The sequence below is a fragment of the Bifidobacterium sp. ESL0728 genome (assembly GCF_029392015.1).
GTDB lineage: Bacteria > Actinomycetota > Actinomycetes > Actinomycetales > Bifidobacteriaceae > Bifidobacterium.
The window spans coordinates 2,460,186-2,486,672 of sequence record NZ_CP113925.1 but is presented as its reverse complement, the minus strand read 5'-3'; the positions used below and the strand labels follow the sequence as shown (position 1 = coordinate 2,486,672).

Sequence of the window (26,487 nt, the reverse complement as noted above, 5' to 3'; positions counted from 1 at the left end):
CGCGCATGCCATAAGGCGCACCAAATCCATAGTTAATTCCACCGTACATGTCGGAATTTTGTAATGCAATGGATGACTTGAAGTGTTCTGCCTAAAGGGTTTTTGAGAACCTATCATTTTGGGGTGTCGTGTCGGGGAAACGAAAGTCTCCTCTGCGTTCTGTCGTGTTATTCGCTAAAGAAACTAGCAAAAATCCCCGATTTCGTCTTCGCTGATAATGAAATAAATCCGTGATGAGCCTGGTGAAAATGCGTGGTTTTGGAACTGTGGCTGAATGTTCCATGCGTTGCAAATTGCGGGCTTCCGTGATTTGGACGAGCTAAATGTGTTTTGGGCTTTTGTTTAGCTGCTGATAGAACCTGATGTGAGGGAAAATTAAATAATTAATACTTTTTAATCATATTTAATATATTTTAATAAATAAAGTGTCTAGTTAAAAGGGTAGATTTTTAACTATTGCAGTTAATCCCAGCTATGTCGCTTGGAGAAAGTGGGAAGAAATATGGCAAAGAAAAGATATGCCGTTGTCGCGTCGTTTGCGGCCGCGTGCATGATGGTCGCCGGCTTCGGTGCCGGTTCGGCGAACGCGGCGGAGACGTCGGGCAATACGGATCAGCCTGCAAAGTCAAACGTCGTGGATTTGAGCCAAAAGTCGGAAAGGCCTCTGACCAAGTTGGCTCCCGTCGCTTCTCAGACGAATGCTGCGCCAGCGCCTCAAGTGGAGTACCCTACCGTAAGCGATAAAGACGAAGTGCGTATTACAAATGTCAAAGTGACCGATGTTGGTGCGCACACCGCCAATATTTCGTTCGATTACCAGTACATGCGCAACGGTCAGCCACTGAATTGGAAATCTGTTAATACTAAAAACAGTAAAGAGAATCCTGATGAACGTTGGCCAACGGTTCCGATGGTCTCTCTTACTCATATTACGAGCATGACCGCTCGAAGCGATCAATATGGTTGTGGTACTTGGAATCCCAACGAATGCACTCCTTTTGGCGGCTATGCCCCGGAAGTCGGCAACAATAATGTCATGGACACCCAGCTGACCGCAGATACCTATCAGAAGATTTATGGTGTGAAAACGCAGGATTGGATGAATCCGATGTCGGGTCTTTACCGTATGGCGACTACCACCGGTAAATCATTTGAGCGTTTCCTTGATGAGGATATGAGCCGGAGCAGCGGTCACTTCGATGTTCCTCTGATTGGGCTTGATCCCAACACCACGTATTCCAATAGGAACGTGAACGCCAATGGCAAGGATCTTTCGCTCACGGAACCCGAGGAAATGATTGGCGAGCATGCCAAGGAGCTTGTGGCACAAGGCAAGAAGGACCAGCCTGTCAAAACCGACATCATGCAGCTGTTGGTCGGTGTCAATTTTGAGAATATGGGCTATGGTGGGCCAACTCCTCAATATGGCCAAGCTCTGATTCCTTCCTTTACCACGAAAGCTGAGCCAAAGGCTCCTGCGAATGGTGATTTGAACACTGGCAACATGAACGACATTGGGATTGCGGGCAAGCCTACTGCTGGTTCGCCGTCTCGCCTGTATATCAACCATCTCGCTGCTGGTTGCAAGGCTGATGTCGATGGTGAGGATACGCCGTCCTGCTTCTGGGCTGGATACATCTATTCCGATCCCGTTGCGTTGCAAGGGCCTGACGGCGCTCCATACCTTCAAGTGAAGAAGGATGACAAGGGCCGTTATTATGTGGACGCCTTGCTGCCGAAGGGCTATACAGGTGACCACAAGATCGCGCTGGTCGATCAGGACGGCAACTTGCAGGGCTGGACGCCGATCACCTTTGGCAAGGATTATGGCAAGGAGCCGATCGTGCTCCCGCCACCTGCAGGTACTCCGGCACCGCCTGCACCAGCTGCTCCTGCTCCGACTGCTCCGGCCGCTCCGGGGGTTACTCAGCCCGCGAACAGCAAGCCTGCTCCGACTGCCGCAAAGGATGCCGCGGCTCCGGCTGCAAAGAAACTGGCGAACACAGGCACTTCCGTTGCCGGTGTGCTGCTCGTTACGGTGTCGGCGCTGCTCGTCGGTGCCGGTGTTGAACTGGCCCGTCGCAAGGCGTGAGTGAGCGTGAGTAACGCTTTGGGTTCCCGGTGACCGATGCCAAGTCGGTCACCGGGAATTTTGTATTCGTTTGGACGTTATCGGCAGTTTTGGTGTTGGCTTGGTTCCTTTGCATCGAAGCGAAAGTGCAAGGAAAATTCATTAATCTGGTTAAGAACAGACCGGCATTCCCATTGATGCCCAACGCCTTATTGAGAAAAGATTTAGGCTAGTTGTGGACCGTCGATAGTCCGGCTCACAGGCAGAAAGCGGCGTAGGGCGGCACGCTTTCGATGCCGTTTTCGCTTCCAAAGTTCTTGGTGGAGAGGCGGATAGAGCGTTGCGGCTGGTACGTGTCTTGGTACGCCCGAAGACTGCGCGAGCGGACGTTGCCGGAGGATTTCACCTCGATCGGTGTGGCGGTGCGATATGTAGTTTGTGTTCTGCCGCGTAAGCCGGATTGACATGTTTTTATTTGTGCGCATTACGTCTGATTACCGAAGTTATCTCCAAAAAAGTGTCAATAAATACATTTTTATCTCCAAAAAATGTAAATTTCTACACTTTTTTGGAGATAAGTAGGAAATTTGTGCTCCAGCGCGAGCGGGATATACGCAGGAATTGATTGTGCACGCGATGAAAGCGCGTGAAGGCTACCTTAAGAGGGAGGGGTTGCGATGAAGTTTTCCGATTTGTCGAAGGAAGAGCAGCGAGAGTTGGCTGCTTACGGCGAGGAGATCAACGATGAGATGGATGCGCGTGTCTCTTCTGCGCCGGGAGACCCCACGATGGATTCGCGTTGGGATCCTTCGCGCGAATTGAGACGGCTCAATTATCAGCGTCACGCCGTCGAACGTGACATCGACCAAACCGTCCAGCAGAGCCGCAGGCGCGGCCAGTCGTGGAACACCATCGGGCGCGCTCTAGGCATCACCGCGGAGGCGGCCCGGCGGCACTACGGCAAGGGGCGTCTGCAGGTCGCCTAAGCAGCCACGATTTTTCCGTTGCAATCACTGGGTTTTCATGAAATCAAGGGTATCGAAGTGGCTTAGAATACACGGAATCAAGGGTTTGGAATCTGTGCGAACTCATTGTTTTCTTGCGCCCAGTCGATGATTTGGTGCAGGAATTTCAAGCGAGGTGCTCGCGGAATCTGGCCCTTGGTTACCGGCGTTCGCGCACAGCTAATGTGACTGTCGAGATACTGGTGAGTCTGCTGCCCATGCGGGTCTCCACGCGCCATGTTTGCAACGTTTTACCGATGTTTTCTGGGGTTGCGGTGGCGGTCAACGTGCCGGACGTTACTGGGCGGAAATGATGCGTGTCGATATCCACGCCGACGGCGACGTGAGAAGCATCGAGCCTCGCCATAGCGCCCAAACTCGCGGCTTCCTCGGCCAAAACCGCGTTGACCCCGCCGTGCAATATTCCAAACGGCTGTAGAACGTTCTCTGTAACCGGCAATGTTAAGATGACTTTTGACCGCGAGATTTCCTGTTGTTTGATGCCCAGATAATTCGCAAGTGACATACTATCGAACCTCGCATTCGCAATAGGGGACATGACGCTAAGGAGCAACATGGCGACAAGTCACGATTTCGAGACCGTCAAAACTTATGACGAAATACTGTTCGAACGGCTCGACCACATAGCCAAAATTACCATCAATCGGCCGGAGAAGCGAAATGCTTTCACGCCGAAAACCATTGAGGAGCTGATCGACGCCTTCACCGTTTGCCGTGACGACGCGACGGTCGGTGTCATCATCTTCACCGGCGCGGGCGACCTCGCCTTCTCGTCGGGCGGCGATCAGGGCGTGCGCGGCAACGGCGGGTACGTCGGCAGCGACCACGTCGCGCGCCTCAACGTGCTCGACCTGCAGCATTTAATCCGCATTATCCCCAAGCCCGTCATCGCGATGGTCAAGGGCTGGTCGGTCGGCGGCGGCAACGTGTTGCAGCTGGTCTGCGACCTGACGATTGCGGCCGACAACGCGAAGTTCGGCCAGACCGGACCCAAGGTCGGCAGCTTCGACGCGGGCTACGGCTCGGGCCTGCTTGCCGACGTCATCGGCCAGAAGCGCGCGAAGGAAGTCTGGTTCCTCGGCCACTTCTACACCGCCGAAGAGGCGCTGCAGATGGGCTGGATCAACAAGGTCGTGCCGCTGGCAGACATCGAAGAGGAGACGCTCAAGTGGTGCGATGAGCTGCTGACCAAGTCGCCCATGGCCCTGCGCTTCATCAAGGCCTCCATGAACGCCGCAACTGACGGGCTCGCCGGCCTCCAGCAGCTCGGCGGCGACGCGACGATGCTCTTCTACACCACCGACGAGGCGAAGGAAGGTCGCGACGCCTTCAACCAGAAGCGCAAGCCCGACTTCGACCAGTTCCCGAAGTTCCCGTGATCGCGGACCGTTGCGCACGTCGTGGGATTGCACCCGCGCGTGCGTAACGGCGGTGTAATCGTCGCTTTTGCATGTGTGCTGAGGATTCTACGCAAAAAATGGTAACGAGGCAGCCTAAATGTTGCTTTTACGTGGATGGCACGGGCAGACAAATAATTTGCGACATTGGTTGCATGATTACTGAACCAGAAAATCGTGATGGCGGATGGCTGTGTGCAACAGCGGCCACCAAGCTGACGATTCGCGCTTGGGTCGTTTGCTATTTGTGTCTTTTTACTTAGAAGGCCTGAGCAAGCAAGTAATTTGGCACAATGAGCGGGAAATTACTGGGCTTGGTCTAGTCGCAACGGATTGGGGGAATCTGTTATGGATAATTGGGTACTGAAACGCGCGATGCTGACACCGGAACGCACGGCGGTCTACGACGGCGAGACGTGCTATACATTCGGCGACGTGTTCGACGAGGCCCAGCGGTTGGGGAGCGTGCTCAGCAAGTTCGGTGCGTTCAAAACGCAGAACGTCGCGATGGTTTCCAACAACAACGTTCGCGGCTACCTGCTGGCCGTCACGCTGCTGCTCTACGGCAAGACGGTGGTCTGGCTCAACAAGCGGCTGACCAATGACGAGCTCGCCGGGCAGATGCGCGACGCCGGAGTCGCCTGCTGCCTCAAGGACGATAGCCTGCCCGAAGATTTGCTGGGCGATGCTTGCGTGAATCATTCGGCCATGAAAGAGGCCTGCGCAACCAAGAACGTTGGTAACGCCGATATGCCAGCCAACGGCAGCGTACACATTGTCGGTTTCGATGAAGTATTCGATAAAGCTAATGATTTCAAGCTTGGCGGCACCGGTGAGGTTTCGGATGGCTCGCAAAAGACTTCCGGCACTCCTGTCTCGGTCTATCGCTCCTCCGCGTCCGCGTTCACGTCCACAGAACCCGCAGCCAAGAACGCCGCCAGCGATAACAGCGCGGACCCCGTCGTTTCCGCCCCGCCGATTCCGCGCGAATTCAGCGACGACCAGGTGGTGAGCGTCATGTTCACCTCCGGTTCCACGGGCGCGCCGAAAGGTATCCAGCAGACCGTGCGCAACCACTTCACTTCCGCGACGAGCGTGGCGCTGAACCTTGGTACAAGTCCCGCCGACGAGTGGCTTTGCGCCGTCCCGATTTTCCATATCAGCGGTTACTCCATCATCCTCCGTGGCCTCATTTTCGGCGTCGCCGTGCATCTGATGGATCATTTCGATGCGCCCGAAATGGAACGCATCCTCACCAACGAGCCGGTGACGTGGGTTTCCGTCGTGCCGACGATGCTCAAAGAGCTGGTGCCCGAGCATGAGCGACGAATATCCGGTGCGTTGGGAATTTCGGATTCCGCTTTCGACCCGGTTTCAGAGCGTTTCGGCAAAAGCGTGGCTTCGCCAAATGTATTACAGGATTCACCGCATGTCTCCGATTCGCAGGTTTCGCAGGCCGAAAAACCTGATGATTTTGCAGGTTCGGATAACCCTTCTGTGCCATCGCCGAGTTCTGATGGTTTGAATGCCGAAAGTTCCGGGTCTGATTCCATCTCGCAACCCACCCCGCTGCCCGCCAACTTCGGCTATTCCCCGGCGTTCAAGGGTTTCATTCTGGGCGGCGAAAAGTCCGACCTCAAACTGCTCAAACGTTGCCACGCGCTCGGCATGATCGTCGTGCGCTCGTACGGCATGACCGAAACCTGCTCACAGATCGTCGGCACCGGCACGGGCGACGGTGCTCGCAAGCTGCTTTCCAGTGGCAAGCCGTACTTCACCACGTCGCTCAAACTCGCGGACGAAACCGGCGAAATCCTTATTAAAACCGATGCGCTCACGCCCGGCTATCTGAACCGCCCCGGCGTCTTTGAAGCCAAGAAAACCGCCGATGGCTGGTACCGGACCGGCGATGTGGGTCATCTCGATGACGACGGCTACCTTTACGTCGACGGTCGGCTCGACAACATGATGATTTCCGGTGGCGAGCACGTCTTCCCCGAGGAGGTCGAGCGGGTCTACGCCGAGTGCCCCGGCATCGATGAAATCGCGGTCACCTCCGAGCCCGACGAAAAGTGGGGCGAGGTCCCCGTCGCCTACGTGGTGTGCAAGGCGGACGATGACAAGCCTGCGGAAAATAGTCAAGCGGGCGCAACGGTTTCGGTCACCGGCGAATCATCGGCTGATGGTTATGTTGCGCAACGTTCTTCTGGCGCGGTTGACGGTTCAATCCGTGCCGTTGCCGCGGCCCCTGACGGTTCAAATACCAATGAACCCGCTGTAACAAGTGCGCCTGAAGCCGGGTGCGCGGCAATTGCCGTTGGAGATTCGGTATCGCAGGGCAGCGGCGAAGAAACCAACGGGTCGGCCAGGGAAAATCGGCAGAAAAAGCCAAAGCAATCCGAGAACTCCCGTGTCGGGGTTGACGCGGCGATTGTCGCCCAGTGGCGTGAGTTCGGCCGCGACAACCTGGCGCATTACAAAGTGCCGAAGCGTTTCTATCGCGTCGACTCCCTGCCGCGCACAAGCACGGGCAAGGTCCGTCGTTTCCTGCTGGGCAAGAGCTGAAACAGGACTGGAAATCGGTTCGGGAACCCCGGCTTCGACGTTGATTCGGGGTTTCATCACTTGAAGCTTAATTTAAGATGCCGGTTGCGTTAATTGCCAGGTGGAATAAAAGACGGTGAATTTTTAAGATAATTGGTTGTTGCTTTATTTAAAGTTTAATAAAGCAAACAAATTAACCATTACGTATAAGGATTTATGTAAAGTAAAATAAAAATCACTTTCTACTAAAACTTCAGAAATGTCTATAAATAACACGCAGAATGTCAATATTTCCAACGTTTTGGGCATCAGTTCCGAATCTGTTTTAAACCTAAGCTCTCATGCACTGATAGGATGATAGCAAAGGTTTTAAGTGGATAGTTTATTGGTTTACGTAGATATTTTATGCCAATGTCCTCCACGGAAGAACGACGAAGAACGGAGAGAGTCTTTTGCGCCGTAGAGCCATGTCGTAAGGCTCTGAGACGCAAGACCGGGGGAGTAAAGATATGAAGCTGTTTGACAAAGGCCGGACGATGAAGCATGCAGCCGGTAAAGCGCACAGCGCAAATGGCGGAATAACAAACCGGTTGAAGTGGCTCGTGGCCATGGTGGCTGCGGTGGCGACACTGTTGAGCGGCGGTGTGATCGCCTCGGCCAACAGCGTTGATCCCGGCAGTCCGAATTCGGCTGGAAGCGCCTCGAAACCCAGCAGCAGTAATAATAAGGTAGGCGCGCAGGGCGATCCGGTTTACCAGTTCCTCAATTTTTCGCAGGACGTTTACGGCGTAAGCGGCGCGAGTCCGACGTCTCTCAAGCCCGGTGACAAATTCACATACCAATTCAACCTCGGCTGCTCGGAGACCAACTGCGAGGCCGCAAGTCTCGCCGACCAGCTTCCGGCCGCCCTGCAGGGTTTCCCCATCACCGATTTCTATATAAGCCCAAGTCTGCAGGCGAACGTCCAGTGGAAAGAAGGCGGGGTCGCTCAGCCTTCACGGCCCGCCAACGTTGGTGCCAACACCTCGTTCACCTTGACTCCGGGCCAGCAATTCGTGTCGGGTGGGATGAACAAAACCGGCCTGGTCGTGGGAATGAACGGCACGGCCACCCTCACATTGCAGGTTCCCGCGGACTTCCTGCCGAGCGACCCGCACAACAAAACCAACATCGTCAATTCCGCCGTGCTTTCCGCTTCCAATTCCAAGTCCGTGACTTCCTCTGCCACCGTGCAAGTGAGCGTCGACCTCAAGCTTGAGGCCAAGGTGGACGGCGAGTTTGACCCCTGGAACACCTCGTATGTCGCCAATGCACCTGAAACCCTGAGGCTCCACGTCACGAACACTTCAAATATCAATACCGACAAGGTCGTCGCGCAGATGCCCTCGGATGCCCAAGCCGGTGCGAATGCCACCTCGCTTGATGCCGACAATCCGTTCCGTTTCTTCAATTTTGACAGTTTCGGCTCCGCATCGTTGCCGGCCGGCGCCACACAGGTGCAAACGGATGCCTATATCAAAGACGCTTCGGGCAAATGGAACTGGGTTACCGGCGTTCCGGCAACCACGTATGCCCTACCGACCGGTGTGAACGCTGCGAATGTCGGCGGACTTCGTTTCACCTATACCGGTGCGATGGCGCCGAGCACCACGCCCCCCAGCCCAATAACCGTCACCATCAATCTCAAACAACGTGCGAGTGACCGCAACGATGCCTCCAACAGCCCGCTTGCCGAGCTGAACACCTCGACTCCCATCAATGCCGTCTTCCAAGCCAACGCTTTGCAAGGCTCACAATCAGGCACGCCGACGGTTTCGACGCCGGTCGTGGTAACCCTTAAGCCGACCCAGTTGGGCGTGACGGTTGGCGAGTCCTTCGACCCGGCCCGCCACCCGGCCGGCAACGGTGCAACCGGAACGGTTGTGATCACCAACGGCAACTCGCCAGTGGCAAAGATGGAAGCCGCGGTCGGCAGGGGCTTCTTCAGTTCCGATATCAAATTCGACGGTTTCAAAGCCATTTCCTATCCTGCGGGTGCCAATAGCGGCACGGTCGTCTATCACATGCTCAATACCGCCCTGCCCGACCAAACCGTGACTTTCAACAACGGCGACGTGCCGGCCCCTCCCAGCGGTGCCATCGCTTCCTTCGACGTCAAATTCGGCTCGACGCCAAGCGTTGCGGCCACCAATCCCATTCCAGCGGCTGCGAATGCCGCCATCAGATTCGGCGTGAAATCGTCCAGTACCTATACGTTCCCGGCCGGCCAGACAACGGACGATATCAAGGATGCCAACACCAAGGCCACGGTCACTGCGCACAACACGGCAACGGCCTCGGCCACCGCGCCCGTCGCAACCATGACGCTGGTCAAGCCGCAGATTCAGGTGACGGTCAATAAGACGGTCAGCCCAAGCGGCGCTGTGCCGATCGAGCATCAGGCGGTGGTCAGTTACGCGGAGACCACGGGCGCAAGCACCGATTACCTGCAGCCCGATACCATTACCGTCGAGGATTCCTGGGTCGACAAGACCATCGATGCCGCCGGCGCGATCAGCGAAGGCACCCCCGAAAGCAACCACAACAATTTCTGGAACGTCTTCGACTTGAACGCCATCGAATCCACGCCGGTTCCGGCGCATACCAAGCTGACCGTGAGTGTCAACCTTCCGGGCGTGGGCTGGGTCGAGCTCGATAGCAAGGCCCCGCAAGGCACAAGTTACTTCTATAGCCTCAGCGCCGCCGATCTGAAAACACACCTCAGCGCCGCCCATTCCGGCGCAACCCCGGACCAGGTGACAGGCATACGTTTCAAGCTCGAATCGGACCCCGGCAGCACCGCGTTCGCCGGCAGCACGGCCATTGCGCAGTATGTCAGTTTCACCGCCCGCGACCAAAAGCGCGACGGGACCGGTGCAACCGATGCCCTCGACGCCCCCAACCCCGAGAAACCGACGAAATACACCTACGGCAACACCACCAGCCTTGCCGCGTCGGGCAAAACCGACGAGGGCTATCAGGTCAACAGCAACGCGCTCGATGTGGATTCGGCCAACCAGAGTACGGTCGGCGTCCTCGCGTTCAAAAATCCGGAGCTTCATCCCGGGGAGGATTACTTCCGGGTCGACGACTGGATCAAAGCGACTTTCAGCGACCCGGACAATTCCAATGCCGACTTGAATTCCGTGCCTTCCCTTTCCGGCAAGAAAGTCACCTCGCACCTGATGTGGGGCATCAACGGTGATATGACTTCGGTGAGCCTCAAACAAGCCGGAGACGTGACCGATTACCCGGACGCGGGCGCGCATAACGACATGTGGAACGACGTCTTCGACCTGCTTTCCATCAATCCCATCGCCGCGTCCGATACGCCGTATACCAACGGTTGGTACCTTAAGTATGACAAAATCACACAGGTGCGCGTCTACCGTGCGGGCAGTACTTGGTCCACCGGTACCTGGTCCGTGGTTCCTGCGCCCGGTGGCGCTTGGCAGAATACGGACCGCTCTTTCAAGGGCTATACAGTGCCGGCAAGTGATGTAGGAACCATCGCCGGTTTGGAAATCACCGTTGAGCCCGATAACGACGCCCGCACGGCGGATATCACGGCAGGCAAGCCCTACGTGCCAGAGCCCGGAACGGGAGTGGTCGCGGCCGCCCAAACCCGCGATTTTTCGGCGAACTGGCAGCTGCGCGACAAGAAACGCGGCACTTCCTCTTTCGTCACGGGGCACGTTTCGGGCAACGACACGAGCCATCCCCAGCCGCAGAACGTCAGGTTGGATTCCGTCAGAGCGGCGGCCGTGGATCCCGCGCATCCGAATGCGAAGCATTACATAGCCATGAACGGCGGCAGGCTCGATATCATCGATTACAAGGCGGCCGTCAAGGAAGGCAATGGGGGTACCTACAACCTTCTGGTTCCGCCGCATGGCGTTTCCGCTCCGATAAGCTCCTATCCGGCGCAAACGTATGACATATCAGCCGCCAACGATTCGCCGAACCGCGCCTCGTATCTGCGTATCGTCACGCCGTCGGAATGCGATATGACCAACCAAGGCACTTGCTTCACCGACAATACCCCGGCGGCGGCCACGGAGAATCCGTTCACGCCCGCCCGGGTTCCCGATATGGTCACCGGAAAGCTTGATTCCACGTCCTCGATGCCGAATATGTTCAACCGGCAGACGCTGACCCACATCGATATCAGCTCCGACGATCCGAGCCAGGTATCGCTCAATGACTCGCGCGTCTATATTCTTCGCTATACGCCTACGAACTATGCGACCGGGGCAGGCACCTTCACCGTCGATCCGACGATTACCACGGCCGCGCAGGCCAACGCCATGACGGAAGCCCAGCTTGCCGACGTCGTTGCCGTCGCGGTCATCTTCCAAGGCTCTTCGGACCCGGCCACGGCTGGCCCGACGCTGGTGAAGGGCAACTATGTGCACGTGAAATTGACGACACGCGTGCGTGACACATTGCGTGCGACAAATCAGCCGTTCGTGCCAAGTGCCGCCGTAGGCAACAATACCGATACCAGCCGTGCGACCGCGCAGATTTACGCGCCGATCACCGACGGCAGCGCAAACGACAAACCCACCAAGTTCATCAGGACGGATATCAGTTACCGCACCGGAAGCCTGTTGGCCTCCATCGGCGAGACAATCGCCCCCAACAACCTGGTCGATGTCCACCCGCAAGTGCCGCAGACCGTCACGATGAACGCGAACAGCACCAACGGCGCGAGCGTCGATTCCTCGCTTTCGCCCACCAAGGTGACGCTGACAAGCTGGCCGGACGGCCAAGGCAAGGACGGCAGTTCCACCAAGACCGGCCACTTCTGGAAGAACTTCAACTTCACCGGACTCACGCAGCTCACGTTCCCGGCCGGAGCCACCAAGGTGAAGATCGGCGTTTACGGGCCGTTCGGGCCCGGCGGCGCGATGGGCTGGAAAGACGGAGACGCGCAGGCGCAACTTCCCGGCGGAAGCTCGGCCTATACGATGCCCGTAACGCCGGCGCAATACAACGATATCCAAGGCTTGCGTTTCGTCTTCACCAACCCGAACGCTTCCGGCAACGAGCAGCTCTTCACCACTTCCACCGACGTCGCATGGAACTCGCAGATCGCCTACACGGTGGTCCAGCGCGAGCATGTTCGCGACGACGACACGCAGCCCGTCGCCTACCCCGGCAGCGAGCCCAACGCGGTTTCCTCGGAGGTGGAGAGCATTCTGCACGACGGCGTCAATCCCGACCAGTCGAATTCGGCCGATACCAGCGCTCCGATGACTTGGGGCTTTGGCCAGGCCGGTCTCGGCGTCAGCGAGGTGGCCAACAACGGCACTCCTGCAGTCACGGTCGGCCAGATGGTGCCGTGGGATATCTACTTCTCCAATATCGGCACCGGATACCTCGATATCGACAAGGTGAGTGCCGACTTGCCCGCCGAGCTGCGCTATACCGGCCAGGGTGGCCCGGGCGATCCGACCCATCCGTTCGCCTTTACGCCGGGTGCCGTGAGCGGCGTGCCCAATTCCGGCATGCTCACTACCGTCCCGACACTCGATTCGAGCAACCCGAGCAAGCTGGTGTTCAGCTGGCCGGCGGGCAAGAGCCGCATGCTGCCGGGCGAAGTGGTGAAAATGACCGTTTGGCTGGAAATGGAGCCGGGGGCTGCGGCAGGTACGAACGTTACTTTGCCTGTCACGGTCACCACGCATCAGCATTTGACGAATTTGTGGTATGTTGGCGGATACTCCAACCATGTCGATCCGGTCGTGGATAGCAGCGGTCTCAGCATTGGTGGTAGGGTATCCGATTTCGTCACACCATCCAGTGGCGAGAACATCTATATTGTTGGCGGGGTAAAGGGTAGCAAGTCTGGCGCAATCAATACGCTCGACCCCACCCAGACCTGCGAGCCGACCCTCACCGCGCTTGACGGCAAGAATTATTACCGCGCGCCATGCCGTGCCAATACCGCTGTGGGCGGCAAGGACGACTGGGTGCTGCACATGGTCAATGCCGGCACCGCCACGGAGAAGAAGGTCCAGTTCTTCGAGCAGCTTCCGGCCAAGCACGACAAGAGCGTGGTGGCCAGCGGCGATTACCGCGGCTCGACCTACCGTCCTGAGCTCACCGAGGCCCCAAAGGTCGTGGGCGCGCCTGCGGGCACGAGCGCGACCATCGAGGCTTCCACCGATACCTCGCCTTGCGTGGATACGTGGAGCACGTTGCCGGGTATTTCCAGCACCCCCGCGAGCACGTCCTGCTCGGCCTCCACTTGGGTTCCGAGCGCCAGTGTTACGGATTGGTCGAAGGTCACCGGCCTTCGCATAACCCTTGACTTCACAGGTGCGTCCGGCGGCGGGCTCGTACCCGGCAAGGGCGCGGACGTCACCTACACTTCCAAGAACGCTCCGGCGGCGTCCCCGGGCTCGCTCGCTGACGATTCCGACCCGACGGTTCCTGTTTCGCTTGACCAGACGGCCGGCTCGCAGGAGGCTTGGGCGCAGTTCGGCATCCTTTACACCTCGGCCGACGACACCATGCATCCCGCCGCGCCGGAACGCTTCGGCACGCGCATCGAAACCGGTTCCCTCAAGGTCGACAAGGCCGTGGGCGGTGCTGCGGCGAGCGCGTATGCTCCGCAGCACGTTCGTGCCTCCGTGACTTGCAAGGACGCTTCCGGGGATTCGATGCTCTTCGGCGGTCAGAGCCACGGCTTGGTTACGCTGAACAAGCAGCACGACGGCACTTACGCCGCCGGCAGGCTTGCGGGTATTCCGTTGAGTGTCGACGGAAGCGGCGCGGGCAATACCGTCTGCACGGTTTCCGAAGACGGCTCGCTCGGCCAGTTCGGCGAGACCGAACGCACCGTAAGCGTGAACGGTGACAACAATACCGGTGATTCCGATACGATGAATATCATCACAAACGACACTCTCGATGGTTCCGGCAACCCCACTAACGCGGTGGTCGCCGCCCAATCCGCGAAGATCACCAACACCTACCGCTACTCCGGCCTGAGCGTCACCAAGAAGGTCGACACCAAGGCCGACAAGGGCAGCTTCGGCCCATTCGGCTTCAAGGTGGCCTGCAAGACGAGTGACGGCCAGACGGTGCTGTTTGCCGGTGGTGCCGAAAGTGCTATATTCACGCTGAGCGACGGCCAGACCTGGCATGCCCCGGCCGATACGATTCCGGCCAATTCCACTTGCACCGTCACCGAAACCGATACTTCCGCGGCCGACAGGACGGCGTTCACCGGCGACAATGTCACCGACAATGCCAACGGCAGCGCGAGTGTTCGCGTCGGTGACGGCAGCGCGGGCGACATCGCGCATCTGGTGGCCACCACGGTGACCAACCACTACGATGCCGGCACGTTGAGCGTCAACCGCGCGGTTTCCGGTACCGGGGCTTCCCGCTACGGCAATGTTCCCGTCAGTTTCAAGGCGGTCTGCGATTATCGCGGCCAGCAGTTGCTCAACGAGCAGTTTGGCCTCGCTGACTCGGCTACCAAGAGCTTCGGCGTCTTCCCTGCGGGCACGCAGTGCACCATCACCCAAGTCTCCGATTCGAGCGCGACCAGGCACACGTTCCTGCCTCAAAACGGCAAGGTGACCATTGCCACGCTTGCACAGGCTCGTGCGGCGGATGCCGCTGCCGTTGCCGGTTCCAGCGTTCCCGGTTCCGTTCCCGGCACCCCAACGCTGGTCGGCGACCTGAGCAGTGTCACTGTCGCCGAAACCGACAGATACGATGTGGGTCAGGTGCCGATCGTCGTGAAGCGCACCGGCGACGAAAGCGCCGTGCAGTCCCGCGGCAACGGCCCGTTCAAGATCAAGGCCACCTGCACCTACCAGCGCGATGGAAAGCCCGTTGCGATTGATTTGGGTGGCGATGGCGCGTTTGTTTTGACCGGAGCGAACGGCTACAGCGCAACGCTTGATGACATCCTGCTCGGCGCTCATTGCACGGTCGTGCAGACCGATTCGGCCGGCGCGGATTCCACGTCGATCGATCCGGCGAACGGCGAAGAGACGGTGGTTGAGGCTGCGGACAAGAACACGGTGACCATCACCGACACTTTCCGCAACGGGCCTTCCGGGCCTGGCGGATGGGGCGGCAATGGCGGTTCCGCCGGCGGATCCTTCAACGGCGGCAACGGTGTTAACGGCGCCGGTGGTCTGAGCGGCCTGGGTGGCCTCGGTAGCGGACGCTTTGGCGGTCTTACGGGCGGCGGTGCCAACGGTGCCAACGGTTCGGCCGATGGTATTTCCGGGACCAGGGGACGTTTGGGCCAAACCGGCGCCGCGATTGCCGGTATCGCCGTGCTGATTATCGTCCTGCTTGCGGCCGGCGCGATAATCCTCTACATGCGCCGTCGTTCCACAAGAGGCGATGAGAGTGACGCGGCTTTGGAATCCTCGGCCAATTCCGCTGGCTCTGATGGTTCTGACGATTCTGCTGATTCCGAGAACCTGGCATCAATGGATTCCGATCAAACCGGATCCAGCGAAACGGGTGTCAGCGATGCGAATCGCAGAAGGTAGCCCGCTGACTCATTGACGTTGAGGGGCAGATGCGTAGCGCGTATCCGGCCCTCAACGTTTTGTGCGCTGTTGACGTATATGGGTTATTGGTCAGCATATGTGGAAGGAATATAGCATATTTCAATAATCAGATGCTTATCTATTGAAATATAGATAATAAAATAGATAAATCGATAAACAACTAAAATTATTTATACAAATAGATTAATAATTTATATTCTGTTAAGGCTCAAAAAGCCTATAAACAATACGTAATATCGCATTAATCACAATATCTTAGATATCAATATTCGATTTGCTTTATTTAATGCTGCCATACACTGATAAGATAGAGGTAATGCTTTAAGCAAATGCGCTTTATTGGCCATAGACAAGGGGCTTATGCCAAACCGCTGGCACGGGGGATTGAAAAAAGAATTCTTTCGTGCCATCACGCATATGTTGGGGGTCTTGACCATAGCAGCCGAGGGAGTTGAGATATGAAGTTGTTTGATAGCCGCCGAACAATGAAGCATGCGGCCGGTGAAACGAAGTACACGAATAGCGGATTTTTGCGGAAACTGAAGTGGCTGGTGGCCATGGTGGCCGCGGCGGCGATGTTGCTGAGCGGCGGGGTGATCGCTTCTGCGAACAGTGTTGATTCCGCCAATCCAAATGCCGCCAATGATTCGAACAGCTCGCAGGAGGCCAGTGCCGCTTCGGGCAAAGGAGGCGCGAATGCAAGCAGCAAGCTGAAGTCAGCGGTCGGCCCCCAGGGCGATCAGCAATATCACTTCCTTACCCTTTGGCAGCAGACTCTTGGCGTGGATGGCTCAGACCCGCAGAATCTGAAGCCCGGAAATAAATTCACCTACCAGTTCAATCTGGGCTGTTCCGAGCGAAACTGCGAAGGTGCCACGCTCGCCGCCCAGCTTCCGGCCGAGCTGAATGGTTTTGAGATTTCGGACTTTTCGGTGGATGCCTTGTTGCAGGGAAAGGCGACATGGAAGGAAGGCGGTACGGAACAGCTCACTCCGCCGACTTCTGCCGGCACTGCCACCTCGTTCGTGGTCACTCTTGGTCAGAAGTTCGTTTCCCCGGAAGGTACCAAGACTGGCTTGGTTGCCGGGCAAAACGGTATCATCAGCGTAACGTTGCAGGTTCCTGATGATTTCTCTCCTAACGATTCGCGCAACAAAACCGATATGGTCAGCACGGCCACGCTCTCCGGTTCCAACTCTGCTCAGGCCAACTCCACATCCAAGGCCAGGGTGTTCCTTGACCCGACGCATACCGCCAAGGTTTCCGCTACGTTCGACCCATCCTCGACGGCTTACAATCCCGGTCAGGCCGAGACGCTGAGTCTCGGGATCACCAACACCTCGAACGTCAATGCCGATAAGCTCACGGTTCAGATGCCGCGAAACAGCGAAGCGCCTGCCGATGCCGCCGCCCTTGACGGGAACAACCCCTTCCGATTCTTCGACTTTGACGGTTTTGGTTCGCAGTCGATGCCGGCAGGTGCCGACAAGGTTCAGGTCGATGCCTATGTGAAAGACGGCAATGACAAATGGAACTGGGTTTCGGGAACTCCGGCGTCCACGTATGCGCTTCCGGCCGCCATTACCGACAACACCAAGGTCGGCGGTTTGCGTTTCACCTATACCACCACAACTCCGATGGCTCCGAACGCGACGACCGCCACTCCGCTGGTGCTTAATTTGAAGCAGCGCTCGACTGATCGCAACGATACCGACAATAAGAAGCTCGTCGAATCGACGACTTCGTCCGTCGCGAACACTTCGTTTGAAGCTACGGCGACGCAGGGAACGAGTACGGATGCGGCGACCGTCACTCAATCCTCGGTCACCCTTACACCTGTTGAAGTCGGGGTTACGGTTACCGAGTCTTTCAGCCCCGCCAAGCATCCGGCCGGCAAGTCTTCCACCAGTTCGGTGACCGTGAAGAATGGCAGCTCGGCGGTGAGTGAAATGAAGGTCACTGTCGGCAAAGACTTCTTCAGCAATGACCTCACCTTCGGTGGATTTGCCAGCGGCATTTCCTACCCCAGCGGTGCCAACAGCGGCAAGGTCATCTACCACATGCTCGGTGGCGGCGCTGACCAGCCGAAAACTTTTGCTGACGGTCGTGTGCCCGACAATCCGTCGGGCAAGATTTCCTCGTTCGAGGTTCAATTTGGTGCGGCGTCGTCTCCGGGAAATGTCAACCAGATTGTGAACGGGGCCAATACCGTCATCAATTACAAGGTGGAATCACCGGGGGATTATCCCTTCCCCGAAGGAACGACCGAGAAAAGCTTCCAAAACACCGACGCCACCAAGGCCAAGGTGACGGCGCATAACGGCACCTTTGCCAAGGCCACTGCTGTCGCGACGACGATGACGTTGGTCAAGCCGAAGATCAATGTCACCGTCAGCAAGTCGGTGAGTCCGAATTCGTCGGTACCGATCGGCCATGATGCGGTGGTCGCCCTTAAGGAAACCACTGGGGCCAGCACCGATTACCTGGCACCCAATAAAGTGGTGGTTGAGGACTCCTGGTCCGACAAGTCCATCGATGAGCACGGAACAGTTACAGCTGGGGGCGATGGAGCCAACGGCGATGATTTCTGGAATGCCTTCGATATCAAATCCATCCAGTCCACCCCGGTTCCGGCTCATGTCAAGCTGAAGGTGGAGGTCAAGATTGGTTCGGAGTGGATCACGCTTGACGACAAAGCGGAGCAGACACCTGGGTATTCCTATAGCCTGAGCGCGGATGATTTGATCAGCAAGTTAAACGCTTTGAACCCAAGCCATACGCCGAGCGAAGTGACCGGCATTCGCTTCACGCTGGAGGCGGTAGATGGCGGTGATCCGTTCGGCGGGAGTACCTCGACCTCGCAGTATGTCTCGTTCACTGCGCGCGACACGAAGCGTAGCGACGGCAGCGAAACCGATGGTCTGGATGATCCCGGCCCGCAGAAGCCGACGCCTTACACCTACGGCAACACCACTAAGCTTGCCGCTCACGGGCAAACCGATGACGGAAAGTTTGCGGCCGATAGCAATGCCGTCAACGTGGACAAGCCTACGAATCCTAACGACAAGAAGAAGGTCGGAGTGCTGCGCAGGAAGCCGCCTGTTGTATCGACAGACGGTGAAGATCATTACATCGTCGATGGTTGGGTCAATGCGGGTTTTGATTCGGAATCAGTGCCGTCTCAATCCAGCCAGCTGGTCACCGCAAAACTGACTTGGGGCGTCGATTCCCAGATGACGTCGGTAACGTTGAAGCAGGCCGGCGATGCGCCGGACTACGTCGACGTTCCCGAACATGTTGACTCTTGGGAGAATGTGTTTGCCCTGAATTCCATCGATCCCATCGATGTTTCGGACACTCCGTATAGCAACGGCTGGTATCTCAAATATGACACGATCACGAAAATCCGCCTCAAGCAGTATGGCGGTTCGTGGACTGAAGTGACACCGAATGGTGGTGGCAGTTGGCAGGATGGCAATGGTTCGTTCAAGGGCTATACGGTGCCAGAGGGCGATACCGGTAAATATGTAGGTGTCGAGTTCACGTTGGTGCCTAATGATGGGCGGCGCGGAACTGATGCCAGTTCTAGTGGCTCTCACGTACCTGTACCTTATACTCCTGCCCCGGGTACCGGTGTGGTGTCCTCCGGCACCTCGCGTGAATTCACGTCAAAGTGGCAGCTGCTCGATAGGCGGCGCAACGACAATTCGTTCATCACTGGCAAGACCAGCTCAGCGTCCGGTCCGACCCACGTCCAGCCGCAGAATGTCTGGCTGCATTCTAAGCGTTCCAGCCCGGAAGATCCGACTGGGCATCCCCACACGCTTGCCTATGTATCAAGCAACGGCAACGCGCTGAACATCACCGATACCTCGTTGTCTTTAGGTGTCAGAAGTCAGGTGACGCACAATATCATTGTGCCGCCCTCTGGCGCCGGCGTTGCAGCAGACAGTTATCCAGAAGAGCACTATGACTTCTCCGCGGCGAATACTGCGGAGAGCCGGGCGTCGTATCTTCGCATCACCGAGCCGTCGGAATGCAGCAGCACTGATCAGCCTCATTGCAATACGGCCAATACGGTGTCGGCGTCCAGCGGTGCTCCGGCCACTGATGACCCGTTCACGGCTGTGCGTGTGAGCGATATCAATAGCGGCAAGCTTGATTCCGATTCCAATATGCCGAACATGTTCAACCGGCAGGATCTGACCGGCATCGATTTCAGTTCGGATGACGCCGATCAGGTGTCGTTGGATGACTCGAAAGTATACTTGCTGTATTACACTCCTACGAATTTTGCGACTGGTTCCGGGACATTTAATTCGGTTCCTACGACTGCATCGGCGGCTAAATTATTGACTGCCAACGATTTGAAGAACGTTGTCGGGGTTTCGGTTACCTTCCAGGGAACCAGTCCTACTGCTGACAGTGGCACGCTGACAAAGGGTAATTATGTGCATCTCAAGCTGACAACGCGCATGCGTACGAAGCTACGTAATACGGATAAGGCATTCGTGCCTGATGATGCGCATCATAGGGATAAAGAGGATCTGAACAGGGCCACGGCGCAGATTTACTCACCGGTGACGAACAGCGCTTCTGATGGTACAGATGAAGTCAGCAACTTCATTGAGGATCCCGTCGAATATCGCACCGGTTCGTTGCTCACCTCGATTACCGAGTCCATCAGCGACAACGATCTCATCGTTGTCAATCCGAAGACGCCGCAAACGGTGACGATGACGGCAAGCAGTGACGATAGGCCCGATAGGTCCACGCTTTCGCCAACCAAGGTGACGCTTACCAGCCATCCCGACGGTAAGGGTCTCGATGGCGGCACCGCTACGACTTCCGGCTTCTGGAAGAACTTCGATTTCACTGGGCTTTCATCCATCACCTTCCCGAACGGGGCTACCAAGGTCAAAATCGGCGTCTACGGTCCGTTCGGCGCTCATGGCGCGATGGGCTGGAAAGACGGAAACGATCAAGACAAGCAAGCCGTACTGAACCCGGTTTATGAGCTTCCGGTTGGTTCCGAGCAATATGACCAGATTCAGGGGTTGCGACTCGCTTTCACCAATCCGAATAATTCCGGTGTCGCCCGGCTGTTCTCGACAACGACCAACGCGTGGGACGCGGCGGCTCAATATACCGTCGTTCAGCGTGACACGGTGCGTGGCGACGATTTGCAGAAGGTCGAATACCCCGGCAGCGCCGTCAATGCAGTTTCCTCGCAATCCGAGAGCAAGATCGGTGGCGTCAACCCGAATCAGTCGGTCTCCAAGGATACTTCCGCCGAGATGCGTTGGGGCTTGGGCACCGCCGAAATGAAACTCAACGAGGTTGTCAACTATGGCAACAGGGTGGTCAGCGTCGGCCAGATGGTGCCGTGGGAGGTCACCATCGCCAACACCGGCACCGGCTACCTCAACCTCAGCAAGGTGACGGCCAAGCTGCCCGATCAGCTGCTTTATACGGGGCAAGGCGGTGCCGCCGACCCTGCGCACCCCATGACTTTCGAGCCCGGGACCGTAGGCGGTGCTCCCGGTTCCGGCGAGCTTAAGGATACTCCCGCGCTTGATTCCAGCACGCCAGGCAAGGTCGTTCTGACTTGGCCGGAGGGCAAGAATCGCATGCTGCCGGGCGAGAGTGCCAAGATAGTGCTCTGGCTTGAAACCGAACCGGGCATGTCGACATCTGACCCCACTTATCTCCCAGTTGATGTCAACACCACCCAGACGTTGACTTCGGTTGATTTGACCAGTGACGCGGACCCCTCGGCCACGTCGGTTTCGTCAATCAGTGTCGGCAGCGATGTCAAGGGTGGGGAGGTGAAGACCTCGATCACCCAAAGAAGCGGCGAGCAGATCTACATCGTCGGCGGTGTGAAGGGCAGTCTTCCAGGCGCCGTCAACACCAATGACCCCACGCAGACCTGCGCAATGTCGCTTGCGCTTGCGGATGGCAATAAGTATTACCGTGCGCCGTGCCGTGCGAATACGGCCATCGATGGCAAGGACGACTGGGTGCTGCACATGGTCAACGCAGGCACCACTCCGGTTGCGAAGGTTCAGTTCTTTGAGGAACTGCCTGCCAAACACGATAAGGATATCGTCGCCAGCGGCCTGGATCGACATTCGACCTATCGCCCGAGGTTGAGCGCAGCCCCGCAAATCAAGGGAGCGCCTGCCGGTACCACGGAGAAGATTGAGGCATCCACTAATACGGCTCCTTGCGTTGGCGCGTGGGATAAATTGCCAGGCATTTCTGAGAGTCCCGCCAGCTCAGTCTGCTCTGCGGCGACTTGGACTGACAGTGCAAGTGTCACCGATTGGTCGAAAGTCACTGGTTTGCGCATCACTCTTGATTTCACAAGCACTACCGCAACAAACCTGCAACCTACCGAAGGCGCGGATGTGGTCTACAGCACCACAAACGCCGCCGACCCGACTGTCGGCCCGCAAGATGACCCCGATCCGGAACCCGCTGCAAGTTTGGATCAAGTAGCGGGCACACAGGAAGCGTGGGGCTCATTTGCTGCGCTCTACACTGCCGTTGGGGGCGCTCAGCATCCGGTTTCTGCGCCGCCGTCTGTCGGCACGCGCATCGCCACCGGTTCCATCAAGGTCGACAAGACCGTGAGCGGGGCTGCGGCAAACGCGTATGCGCCTCAGCAGGTTCGTGCCTCGATTTCGTGCCAAGACGCGAGCGGTGAGCCAATGCTGTTTGGCGGGAAGAGCCATGGTTTGGTTACGCTCGACAAGCAGCACGATGGCACGTATGCCACAGGCAGGCTCGCGGGCATTCCGTTGAGTGTTGACGGCTCCGGCAACGGTAATACAACCTGCACGGTTTCCGAGGACGGGCCGCTTGGCCAGTTCGGCGAAACCGAGCGCACCGTGAGCGTCAATGGTGACGGCAACACCACTGATTCCGACACGATGGATATCAAGGTTTCCGATACGCTCGGCGGTGACAGCCAGCCTACTAACGAGGTGACGCCGGCGCAATCGGCCAAGATCGCCAATGTGTACCGTTTCTCCGGCCTGAGCGTTACCAAGAAGGTCGACACCAAGGCCGACAAGGGCAGCTTCGGCCCGTTCAAGTTCAAGGTGGATTGCAAGACCAGCGACGGACAGACGGTGCGCTTCGGCCGCGATGACAGCGTTTCGTTCACGTTGAAGGACAGTGAGACGTGGAAGGCTCCGGCCGACACGATCCCGGCCAACTCCACCTGCACCATTACCGAAACCGATACTTCCGCGGCAGACAAGACGGTGTTCACTGGTGATAATGTCACCGACAATACCGATGGCAGCGCAAGCGTCAAGGTCGGCGATGGCAGCACAGGCGACATCGCGCATCTGGTGGCCACCACGGTGACCAACCACTACGATGCCGGCACGCTGACCGTGAACCGTGCGGTCTCCGGTGACGGCGCTTCCCGCTACGGCAAGGTTCCGGTGGGCTTCAAGGCGGTCTGCGATTATCGCGGCCAGCAGTTGCTCGGCGAGAAATTCGACCTTGCGGGTACATCCACCAAGAGCTTCGGCATCTTCCCTGCGGGCACGCAGTGCACCATCACCCAGTTGACCGATGCAAGCGCCACCAAGCACGTCTTCCTGCCGAAGACCGGTAAGGTCACCATTGCCACGCTCGCGCAGGCCAGCGCTGCTGATGCGGCTGCTGCGGCAGCAACCGCAACGGCTGGCGGCAGCTCCAGCAAACCTGGTCAGCCTAGCCAACCCAGCGGTTCCGCTCAGCCCAGTGAATCCAGTAGTTCCAGCGCCTCCAGCGCAACCGGCAATCCTAGTGAGTCCAGCAAGCCTGGCGCTTCGAGCTCCGCTTCCAGCAGCACCGATGACCCCACGCTTCCTGCAGGCCCCAAGCCCGGCGTCCCGACTTTGGTCAACGGTCTGAGCAGCATCAGCGTCGCCGAAGCCGACAGGTACGACGTAAGCCAGGTGCCGATCGTCTTGAAGCGTACCGGCGACGAAAGTGCGGTGAAGTCCCGTGGCAACGGCCCGTTCAAGGTCAAGGCCACCTGCACCTACCAGCGCGACGGCAAGCCCGTTGCGATTGATTTGGGCGGCGATGGCACGTTCATCCTGAACTCTGGAAACAAGTACAGCACGACGTTGAACGGCATCCTGCTCGGCGCTCGCTGCGTAGTGACGCAGACCGATTCGGCCGGCGCGGATTCCACGTCGATCGATCCGGCGAATGGTGAGAAGACGGTGGTTGAGGCTGCGGACAAGAACACGGTGACCATCACCGACGTCTTCCGCAACAAGACCTCGGTCGGCGGGCCTCTCGGCGGTCTCTTCGGGTCGAATGGTCTTTTCGGGTCGAATGGTCTTTTCGGGTCGAACGGTCTCTTTGGGTCGAATGGTCCCTTCGGAGCCAATGGTTCCGGGGCCAGCGGTCGCTCCTCGATGGCCAGGACGGGTGCTGCAGTCGCCGGTATCGTTGTGCTGATTATCGTCCTGCTTGCTGGCGGCGCGATAATCCTCTACATGCGCCGTCGTTCCACGAGGGGCGATGAGAGTGATGCGGCTTCGGATTCTTCCGTCAATTCCGTTGGTTCCGAAGGGCCTGATGGTTCTGACGATTCGGACAACCCGAATGGTTCCGGTAATCCTGTCGATTCCGGTGATTCCGATGGTTTCGTAAGCTCGAATCGCGCAAGCTGACCCGATAGCCGATTGAAGTTGGAGGCCGGATACCAAACGTATCCGGCCTCCAACTTTTTGGTCGTGATTTACGCAAGAATGAATGATGTTATCTTCCAATAAGTCCGAACAGTAAGTCCGAATAATGAGACGCATAGGGGCATTGGCTCCAGGTCGCGCCTATGGTAACTGACTAAACGGGTCACGAACCCGAAAGAACTTGGTAAACGCGAGAGGAGGACGCCACGATGAACGGATTGATGAGTGTCAACGCTGTATCTGCACGAATTATTAGCCCGTCTTCGTTGGCGGTCTGATTCTAGCATTCAGCTTGAGCCCCGCTAATGAAGGCAGGGCAAGCAAGCAAATCGTTCAGTTGAACGAATGACGATATTCAAAAAATATCCAATGTATAGCTTTCAGCCCTGCAAGCAATAGCAGGGCTTATTTGTTATTACGTCCCAAAAGGTCACCGTGATAGTGCCACGTTCGTGCACGAACATAACCCAATACTAGATAACTGAACAATGCAAAAACTCAAAACCGACAACGCGACCGGAACCTGGTGCTACTGAGAGGATTCCAGATCGTCCAGCCTGCGAGGCGTAGAAGCAATACGTGTAGCGCAGCCCATGGGCGACGAAAGCGGCAAAATCGGCAAGAGCGACGAGAGAACGAATAGAGCAGTAATCGGTACGGAAAGTACCGGAGGAGAGCATTATGACATCAGCCGACACAGCGACTGGGAATGACGGTAGCAGCGACAAGAGCAATGCCGGGGCCGCCGTACGCAAGGCAAAACTTAGAGGCATGGCTCACGATTCGGTCGGTACCGTCATCGCCGCCTCGATGGTCGGTACGGCCATTGAATTCTACGATTTCTACGCCTACGGTACCGCCTCGGCCAACTATTTCCCGAAGATTTTCTTCTCGGACAAGACCAACCCGACCGTAGCGCTGCTGGTCAGCCTTTTGACCTTTGCCATCGCCTTCATCGCCCGTCCGCTCGGATCGCTGATTTTCGGCCACTTCGGCGACAAGATGGGCCGCAAGACCACGCTGGTCGTCTCGCTTCTGACCATGGGCCTCTCCACCTTCCTCATCGGCTGCCTGCCGACGTATAGCCAGTGGGGCCTGTTCGCGGTCTTCGTGCTTTGCCTCTGTCGTTTCGTCCAAGGCATCGGCCTGGGCGGGGAATGGTCCGGCGCGGCCCTGGTCGCCACTGAAAACGCCCCGGCCAACAAGCGTGCGCTTTACGGTTCCTTCCCGGAACTTGGCGCCCCGATCGGCTTCTTCCTCTCCAACGGCACCTACTTCCTGCTCGAATCCTTCTGCAGCGACCAGCAGATGCTCGATTGGGGTTGGCGTGTGCCGTTCCTGCTCTCCATCGTGCTTGTCGTGGTCGGCCTCGTCGTCCGCGTGCAAATGGAGGAGACCCCGATCTTCCGCCTCGCCCAGGAACAGAACAAGACTGTCAAGTCGCCGCTGAAGGAAGTCTTCCGCACCAGCTGGCGCCAGGTTCTGCAGGCCACGTTCATCGTCGCGGTCACTTATACGCTCTTCTACACGCTGGCCACTTGGTCGCTTGCTTGGGGCACCAAGACCAAGCGCGAGGGCGGCGGCGGCCTCGGCTTCACCAATCAGGAGTATCTCTTGATGTTGATGATTGCCGTTTGTGTCTTCGCCCTGTTCATCGTGCTCTCGTGCGTCTACGCCGACAGGATCGGTCGTCGTCACGTGCTGATGTTCTCGGCCATCGCGCTGGTCGTGTTCTCGTTCTGCTTCCCGTACCTCTTGATGGGTCATCGCAATTTCGCGGAGATCATGGTCTTCCTGTGCGTCGGCTTCGCCTTGATGGGCATCGCCTTCGGCCCTATCGGTGCGACTTTGCCCGAACTCTTCAGCGCCAACGTCCGCTACTCCGGCTCCGGCTTGGGCTATAACCTCGCCGCCATCGTCGGCGCGGCCTTCGTCCCGACCGTTGCCACTTGGCTTTCGTCCCATTGGGGCGTGCGTTCCGTTGGCCTCTACATGGCTGTGATGGCGTTGTGCTGCCTGGTCTCCCTGCTCACCTGCAAGGAAACCAAGGACAGCGACTTCACCGTGTGATTGCGACGGCTGCCGTCGCGCGGCTTGGTTTATCAGGCTTTCGGCGGCAGTCCTTATATGTGGACGGTATATATGGTCAGTCAA

General features: G+C 57.5%; 8 protein-coding genes. 7 read left to right on the top strand and 1 reads right to left on the bottom strand.

Annotated elements, in window-relative coordinates:
* Window positions 1-502: 502 nt before the first annotated feature.
* A complete protein-coding gene (locus OZX67_RS09205; RefSeq protein ID WP_277142834.1) occupies window positions 503-2,092 on the top strand; it encodes a hypothetical protein in 1,590 nt (529 codons plus the stop codon).
* 656 nt (window positions 2,093-2,748) lie between these two features.
* On the top strand, window positions 2,749-3,057 hold the full coding sequence (locus tag OZX67_RS09200) for a hypothetical protein (RefSeq protein WP_277142832.1): 309 nt from the start codon (window positions 2,749-2,751) through the stop codon (window positions 3,055-3,057).
* A 178-nt stretch (window positions 3,058-3,235) separates the two neighbouring features.
* On the opposite strand, the gene OZX67_RS09195 is transcribed toward OZX67_RS09200, so the two are convergent.
* Complete coding sequence (locus OZX67_RS09195; RefSeq protein ID WP_277142831.1) at window positions 3,236-3,601, bottom strand: PaaI family thioesterase; 366 nt, start codon at window positions 3,599-3,601, stop codon at window positions 3,236-3,238.
* A 49-nt stretch (window positions 3,602-3,650) separates the two neighbouring features.
* Between OZX67_RS09195 and menB the strand changes: the two genes are divergently transcribed.
* From menB to OZX67_RS09170, 5 genes are all read left to right on the top strand, one after another.
* The gene (menB, locus tag OZX67_RS09190; RefSeq protein ID WP_277142829.1) at window positions 3,651-4,475 is read left to right on the top strand and encodes a 1,4-dihydroxy-2-naphthoyl-CoA synthase; all 825 of its coding nucleotides are present in this window, start codon (window positions 3,651-3,653) and stop codon (window positions 4,473-4,475) included.
* A gap of 366 nt (window positions 4,476-4,841) precedes the next feature.
* Window positions 4,842-7,058 carry an AMP-binding protein gene (locus tag OZX67_RS09185; RefSeq protein ID WP_277142827.1) on the top strand — a complete coding sequence of 739 codons (2,217 nt, stop codon included), beginning with the start codon at window positions 4,842-4,844 and terminating at the stop codon, window positions 7,056-7,058.
* A gap of 488 nt (window positions 7,059-7,546) precedes the next feature.
* Complete coding sequence (locus OZX67_RS09180) at window positions 7,547-15,604, top strand: DUF5979 domain-containing protein (RefSeq protein ID WP_277142825.1); 8,058 nt, start codon at window positions 7,547-7,549, stop codon at window positions 15,602-15,604.
* A 479-nt stretch (window positions 15,605-16,083) separates the two neighbouring features.
* On the top strand, window positions 16,084-24,315 hold the full coding sequence (locus OZX67_RS09175; protein ID WP_277142823.1) for a DUF5979 domain-containing protein: 8,232 nt from the start codon (window positions 16,084-16,086) through the stop codon (window positions 24,313-24,315).
* Between the two features lie 789 nt (window positions 24,316-25,104).
* Complete coding sequence (locus OZX67_RS09170; RefSeq protein WP_277145072.1) at window positions 25,105-26,403, top strand: MFS transporter; 1,299 nt, start codon at window positions 25,105-25,107, stop codon at window positions 26,401-26,403.
* Window positions 26,404-26,487 lie beyond the last annotated feature (84 nt).